The sequence below is a fragment of the Schaalia georgiae DSM 6843 genome, from assembly GCF_000429245.1.
GTDB lineage: Bacteria > Actinomycetota > Actinomycetes > Actinomycetales > Actinomycetaceae > Pauljensenia > Pauljensenia georgiae.
On sequence record NZ_AUBM01000007.1, the window covers coordinates 39,172 to 46,152 of the forward strand.

The window sequence follows — 6,981 nt, forward strand, 5'->3', positions numbered from 1 at the left end:
CCCTACCGGCGCCGACGGCGCGACATGTCGTCGATGCGCACGCCCTTGACGTCCATGTCGTCCAGGGCGACCACCCGGTCGCGCTTGACCAGGTGGAACCCCAGCCACACGATCAGGAACAGGGGCAGGCCGACGTAGGAGGGCAGGACCTCCATGTACGTCCCCTGCACGAACGCCTCGTAGACCTGGCCGATCATGATGATGATGCACATGGAGAAGGCCAGGATCGGCCCCGCCGGGAAGAAGGGCGAGCGGTAGGGCAGGTCGTCCAGGGAGTACCCCTGGCGCACGTAGGCGCGGCGGAAGCGCCAGTGCGCCGCGGCGATGCCCAGCCACATGACGATCCCGGACAGGCCGACGATGTTCACCAGCCACGTGTAGGCGACGCCCTCGCCGACCAGAGCCGTCAGGAACGCGCAACCTCCCATCAACGCGGTGACGATCATGGCGTTGACCGGCACCCCGTGGCGGCTCACGTAGCTGAACATCTTGGGCGCCTGCCCCACCAAGGCCATGGAGTGCAGCATCCGCGAGGCCGCGTACAACCCGGAGTTGCCCGCCGACAGGATGGAGGTGAGGATCACGGCGTTCATGATGGCCGCTGCGCCGCCGACGCCCAGGCGCGCGAACACGAGGGTGAAGGGGGATTGGGCGACGTTCGACTCGCTGGCGGCCAGCAGGTTCGGGTCGGTGAAGGGCAGCAGCGTCCCGATGACGGCGATCGCTCCGATGTAGAAGATCATGATGCGCCAGAAGACCGTGCGGATCGATTTGGGCACGTCCTTGTGAGGATTCTCCGATTCGCCTGCGGCGATGCCCACCAGCTCCGTCCCCTGGAACGAGAAGCCTGCGATCATGAACACGGCGACGACGCCCAGGAACCCTCCGTGGAAGGGGCCGTCCTCGAGGGTCCAGTTCGTCAGCCCCGGGGAGGCCGATCCCATCACCCCGAAGATCATGGCGACGCCGGCGATCAGGAAGACGACGACGGTGACCACTTTGATGGTCGCGAACCAGAACTCCGCTTCGCCGTACACGCGGGCTGAGAGCGCGTTGAGCATGACGAGGAACGCCAGGAAGCCCCCTGCCCACACCCACGAGGGGACGTTGGGGAACCAGTAGTACATGACCAGGCCCGAGGCCACCAGGTCCGCAGCGACGGTGATCGCCCAGTTGAACCAGAAGTTCCAGCCCATCGCGAAGCCGAAGGAGGGGCTGATGAACTTCGTGGCGTAGGTCTGGAAGGAGCCAGCGATCGGCTGGTGGGCGCTCATCTCGCCGAGGGACTGCATGAGCAGGAGCACCATGATCCCGACCGCCGCGTAGGAGACGAGGGCGCCGCCCGGACCGGCCTTGGACACGGTGGCGCCCGAGGCGACGAACAGGCCGGTGCCGATCGCGCCGCCGATGGCGATCATCCGCATGTGGCGGCCAGATAGCTTGCGCTTGAGCTGGGTGCTCCTTCCCTCCTTCGAGGCGATGACCTCATCGATGCTGGGACCGGCGTCTTCTGCTGCGGAGGGTTTGGTCTCACTCATGCCGCGACTCCTGGGGTTGTCCGGGCCGTTCCCGGCCCTCGGTGCGCTGCCATTGCTTGGCCCGCCTTTTTCGCTTCCTTGACTGTAGTCCACTGGAAGGGGTTCCGGCACCCCTCCCCACATGGTGGCCGGGCGCTGCGGGACGAGGCGGGCGCCGTGCGCGGGCCCCTGCGCCGTCCCCCGCGGGGGCGCTCACACCGAGTGGCGGTGCAAGGCGGCGCCCACCGTCTCGAGGCGCGCCTGGGCGGCTTCCTCCTCGTAGGGCCCCAGGCGCAGATCCTCGACGATCCTGCCATCGACCAGGACCAGCACGCGGTCGGCGCGGGCCGCGACGCGCGCGTCGTGGGTGACGACCACCATCGTGGTGCCCGAGGCGTGGACCCGTCCGAACAAGTCGAGGATGGAGGTCGCCGCGGAGTGGTTGAGCGCCCCCGTGGGCTCGTCCGCGAAGAGGACCGCGGGGTCGTTGATCAGGGCCCTGCAGATGCCCGCGCGCTGCAGCTGCCCGCCCGACACCTCGGTGACGCCGCTCGAGGCGCACTCGCCGATCCCCATCTGCTCCATGAGGGCTCGTCCGCGCTCCACGACCTCGTCGCGCGGGCGCAGGCCCGCCAGGAATCCTGGGAGGACGATGTTGTCCAGCAGGTTCAGGGTCGCCATGAGGTGCGCCTGCTGGAAGACGAAACCGAACTCCGTCAGCCTCAGCGATGCGAGTTCCTTCTCCCCCAGTCCCGTGATCTCGCGCCCCCGCGCCACGACCCTGCCGGAGTCGGGCCGGTCCATTCCGCTCAGGCAGTGCATCAAGGTCGATTTCCCCGAACCCGACGGGCCCATGACGGCGACGAACTCCCCGTCGGCGATGTCGAGATCGAGGTCCTCCAGAACGGGGGCCCCGTAGGATTTGGTCAGACGGCGGGCACTCAACGCGGGCGCCGCGTCCCCATTCGTCCCAAGGCTTGTCTCGGTGGTCATTGGCACTCCTCAGTCGGTGTCGGTCAGGGTGATGGAGGGCAGGGGCCTGAGCGCGAGCCCCACTGCCATGGCGGTGGCGGACAGGAGCGCCGCCGGCACCACCACCCCTATCAGCAATGGATCGGCCAGCAGGTGCAGATCGGGGGCCCCGCGGCTGGCGAGGACCAGCCCCACGGCCCATTCGCCGGCGGTCATCGCCATGGCGACGCCCAGGGCGACCCCGATCGCTGCGACCACGCCGAAGCGCGTGAAGTACTGGCCAGCGACGGAGCGCACGGTCGAGCCGAGCGCTCGCAGAACAGCGATACTCCCGCGCTCACGGGCGAGGACCAGGACGGAGTAGAGGGCCGTGATGAGGAACGCGAGCCCGAGGGATATCACGAGGGCCATCGCGGCCAGGACATCCACTTGCGACTGGGTCGCCCCGAAGAACTGCGAGGCGTACTCGACCATCTCCACGACCTGCGCCCCTGGGTGCTCGCGCGAGAGGTCCTGTGCGACCTCCCGCGCGTCCTCCCCGCTCGCCACGTCCGCGTACATGAGTTGCCACAGCGCGGGAGTGGAGTCGTCGAAGGCCGCCTTCGCGGTGAGCCCGTTGTTGGTGATGTCCTGGTACACCCCGACGACTGCGAGTTCCCTTTCGCCTTCGGAGCCCTTGACCGTCACCGTCGCGCCGAGGGTGGCGCCCGCCTCGGCCGCCTGGCTGTGGGACAGGGCGATCTCCTGATCGTTCAGGGGCGCGCGCCCCGACATGTAGTTCACCGGGAAGGCGCTGTGGTCCCCGATGTCGATGAGCACTGACGCCCATGCGCCGTCCTTGTTGAGCATCGTGTAGTCCCTGCGCATGATGACGACTTGCTTCGCGATCCGCGGGTCGGCGGCGAAGTCCTGGGCGATCTCCTCGATGTCCGCGACTCCGGCGCGCGCATCGACCCGAAGATCCGCCTGGCCCACCCCCAGGTACGTCGCGCTCCGGGGGTCGGCGAGGGTCGTCGACACGTTCATGGGCAGCACCGCGGTGAAGGCGCACAGGGCCAGGACTCCGAGCAGGAGGGCGTTCGCGGGGCGCAGCGCCTCACGCACCCCGAGCCACGCGTGCGGGCCGAGCAGGCGGGCGCGCGAGAGCCTCCACCGGCGGCGGGGCCGTCCCGCGCGTCCGCTGGTCCCGCTGCGAAGGGCCTCCACTGCGCTGATCCTGCCCAGTCGGCGCAGAACCAACCACGCGGAACCGACGACCACCGCCGCCAAGCCCGCCGCCACCAGGACGGGCCCCACGGCTCCGCCCACCGTCGTCGGCGGCGTGCCGAGGTAAAGGGTGGTCGGCGCCTCCAGGGACGAGGCGAGCAGATGGGACAGCGCGTAGCCGGCGCCACCGCCCACTGCGGCGATGACCGCGTACTTGAGCAGGTAGAGGCGCCGGATTCCCGCCTGGGGGGCGCCGATCGCCTTGAGCACCGCCACCTGGGGCAGGTCCGTCTCGAGGGCGGCCAGGACCGTGTAGCGCAGGGCCAGCACTGCCACGGCGGCGAGCACGCCGGCCACCACCAGTGCGACCGCGGCGATGAGCATCGTGGACAACGCGTTCATCAGTTGGATCTGCGCCGCGGTCACCGCGATCCCGGTGCTGGGGAGCCCAGCGGCCTTGTACTCCTCACTGACGGCGGCGGCGCTGGCCCCGTCGGCCAGGTCGAACTCGATGAGGTACTCGGGTTCAGCGATGTGCTCGTCCAACGAGGAGAAGTCCTCGGGGTTGACGACCAGCCGCTTGGAGGGGACCATCGCGGCATTCATCTGCGCGTCGCGGAGGAATCCAGCCACGCGCAAGTCGATCCGCCACTCCCCCGTGTCCACAGTGACCGTGTCCCCGGCCTCGGCGAGTTCCGCCGCCTTGTAGTGGATCGGCAAGTAGACCTGCCCCGGATCGGGCAGCACGCGCTCACCGTTCTCGTCGAGCAGCAGATCGATGCGCTCGGGCGCGGTGACGAATGCGGGCTCCAGGTACGAGGCGGCCTGGACGGCTCCCCCGATGGAGAGCTGCGCCCGGGGGACCGGCAGTGTCCGCATGACCATGTAGTCCTTGACATCCGCGCGCGAGTCCGCCCATTGCGCGATCGCGCGGGAGTCCGCCTCGCCGGTGTGCATCTGGACGAGGTCGGGGACCCTGGCGCGCTCCGACAGGCGGTCCACTGCGGAGACCGTATCGATGATGAGGGAGGCGCTCGCGGAGGCGAGAGTCGCCGCCAACGCGACAAGGGCGACCAGTACTGCGGCCACCGCCCGCCCGCGGGCGAGATCGGCTTTCAGGAGTCTGAGCAGCACTGGGGCGCCTCCGCATCGGTGTGGGGAAGCGGCTGGGAGCCGCCCGTGGCCGCGGAGGCGAGGGCTCCGGGTTCGCAGCCGAGCAGTGTCTCAGCGGCGTGGAGGATCCCGAGGGTCCGCCGCGGGAGCTCGTCGTGGTCGCCGGTGAAGATGCCCTCGTCCAGCAGTATGCCCGCACTGGTGAGAAGGATCTCGACGGCTTCGCGGGGATGGGGGGTGGAGAAGACACCTTCCGCGATCCCCTGTTCCACGACGTCGGTGAGAATGGGCGCGAGGGCGCGGACCATCTCGACGATGGTGAGGATGTGGAACTGCGCATTGCCACTGGCGTGGAGCTCCTCGGCGAGTTCGCGCTCGGGCTGTTCGACCCGGCTGGCGGCGGCCACGGCGACGAACTTGGCGATTGCACCGCCCGGCCCCTCGGCGAGGGCCCTGGCGGCCGAGGCGGCCTGCTGGGTCGTCCGGTCGATGAGGGCCCGCAGGATCTCATCTTTGGACGAGAAGTGGTAGTAGAGGGTGCCTTTCGCGATCCCGATCTCGGCGATGACGTCTTCGACGGATGTGTTCTGGAATCCCTTGGCGACGAATAGGCGCTGCGCCGTGTCGAGGATCTCCGCGCGGCGCGATGGCGCCGCTTTGGTGGAACGGGGTTTGGGTGTCATATCTGCTCCGTACTCGGACGCGTCGAGCGCTCTGGGACAACTTAACCGACCGACCGTCAGTCGGTAAGGGCTACCGTACTCCCCTTCCCCTTTCGTGTCAACGCGCTTCCCGCACCCCCGACGAGGCGCGCCCGGACCTATTGCGCCTCTCCACCGGCGTCCCGTCTCCGACGGGACGCCGCTGGCCCTGCGGAAGCAGGCGGGGCACAGCCCGCGATCCGACAGCGCGCCCGCCCGGGCGCGCAGTGCGCTGGCGGGGGCGGGGACCCATGTCCCCGCCCCCGCCCCGTTGTGAGGGCCGCGCTGCCGCACCAGGCCAATAGGGCCGCCCGAAACGCCGATCAGGATGTCGCTGGCGCAGATCCCCGGCTCCCTACTGGTAGGGGTTCGTCACGATCAGCGGCGCCGCGCTGCCGGGCGCACTGATCGGCTCCCTACTGGTAGGGGTTCGTCGTCCCCGCCTGGTACGGGTTCGTCCCTCCCGGCTGGTACAAGCGGCTCTCCCCGCCCGTCTGCACCGACTGCGCCGGACCGCCCGCTCCCGGCTGGGAGCCTACGGCTCCGCCCTGTGACTTCTTCAGCCCCAGGGCCTGGAGCACGGTCGCGACCACCATGAGCAGCACGGAGAACAATCCGATGTACCAACCGTACGAAAGGGTGAAAATGCCCAGGTTGCCCGTCGCCACCGCCACCCAGGTCACGACGACCGCTATGACCACGGTCGCCACGCCGCCGAGAACTACCGAGGCGAGAAGTGCCCACCGCTTCTTCACGAACCACGAGGCCAAGGCCACTACTACGATCGGGGCGGTGCCGATCATCAGAATGGTGCCCTGCAGAGTACCGAAGAGGGAGTACCCGGTACCGTCGTGGCTGAGGTAGGGCAGGAAAACGCTGCCGATCGCAACCGCTGAGGCGACAAGCAGACCGAGGAACGCGATCAGCCGGGGGCCCGATCCGCCCTCGTTCGCAGTCGCGCCTTGCGCCCCTTGCCCCTGCGGGCCAGCCGACCAGTCGGATGAGTATGTGTACTGGCTGCTGTAGGAAGGCGTCTGCGGGTTCGCCGCCTGGGGGTTCCACTGGCTTTCCCCGGACTGTGGAGCGTGGGGCTCCGCCGACTGCGGCTTCCATGGCTCCGACTGCCCCTGCGGGGCCGCGAAGGATGCCTGCGGCTCCTGAGGGCGCGGGGATTCTTGTACGGCATGGGCGCGCTCGTCGGGCTGGGCACCCCAGGAGGGTTCCGGCTCCACGGAGGACTCGACCGCCGGGGCCTCCGCCTGCGGCTCCTGGACCCCCCCGGGCGCACTGGGCGCCTGGGGCTGCGCCTGCGCATCGGCATGGGCGCGCTTATCGGACTGGGCACCCCACATGGGCTGGGGCTCTGCGACCGGCTGGGCCTGCCCGCCGGGCTGGGACCACTGACCCTGAACCGGCTGAACCTGCCCACCCGGCTGCTGCCACTGACCCTGAACCGGCTGAACCTGCCCACC

5 protein-coding genes are annotated in these 6,981 nt (G+C 69.3%); all 5 read right to left on the reverse strand.

The window, feature by feature from the left end:
- Positions 1-2 precede the first annotated feature (2 nt).
- The gene (locus G447_RS0102240; protein WP_026429880.1) at positions 3-1,538 is read right to left on the reverse strand and encodes an amino acid permease; all 1,536 of its coding nucleotides are present in this window, start codon (positions 1,536-1,538) and stop codon (positions 3-5) included.
- Positions 1,539-1,730: 192 nt separating this feature from the next.
- A complete protein-coding gene (locus tag G447_RS0102245) occupies positions 1,731-2,510 on the reverse strand; it encodes an ABC transporter ATP-binding protein (RefSeq protein WP_026429881.1) in 780 nt (259 codons plus the stop codon).
- A gap of 9 nt (positions 2,511-2,519) precedes the next feature.
- Entirely contained in the window at positions 2,520-4,829 is a 2,310-nt protein-coding gene (locus G447_RS0102250) for an ABC transporter permease (RefSeq protein WP_026429882.1), read from the reverse strand.
- The gene (locus G447_RS0102255; protein WP_026429883.1) at positions 4,811-5,491 is read right to left on the reverse strand and encodes a TetR/AcrR family transcriptional regulator; all 681 of its coding nucleotides are present in this window, start codon (positions 5,489-5,491) and stop codon (positions 4,811-4,813) included. Before G447_RS0102255 ends, G447_RS0102250 begins: the two co-directional genes overlap by 19 nt.
- Positions 5,492-5,925: 434 nt before the next feature.
- Complete coding sequence (locus tag G447_RS0102260) at positions 5,926-6,741, reverse strand: hypothetical protein (RefSeq protein WP_207382529.1); 816 nt, start codon at positions 6,739-6,741, stop codon at positions 5,926-5,928.
- Positions 6,742-6,981 lie beyond the last annotated feature (240 nt).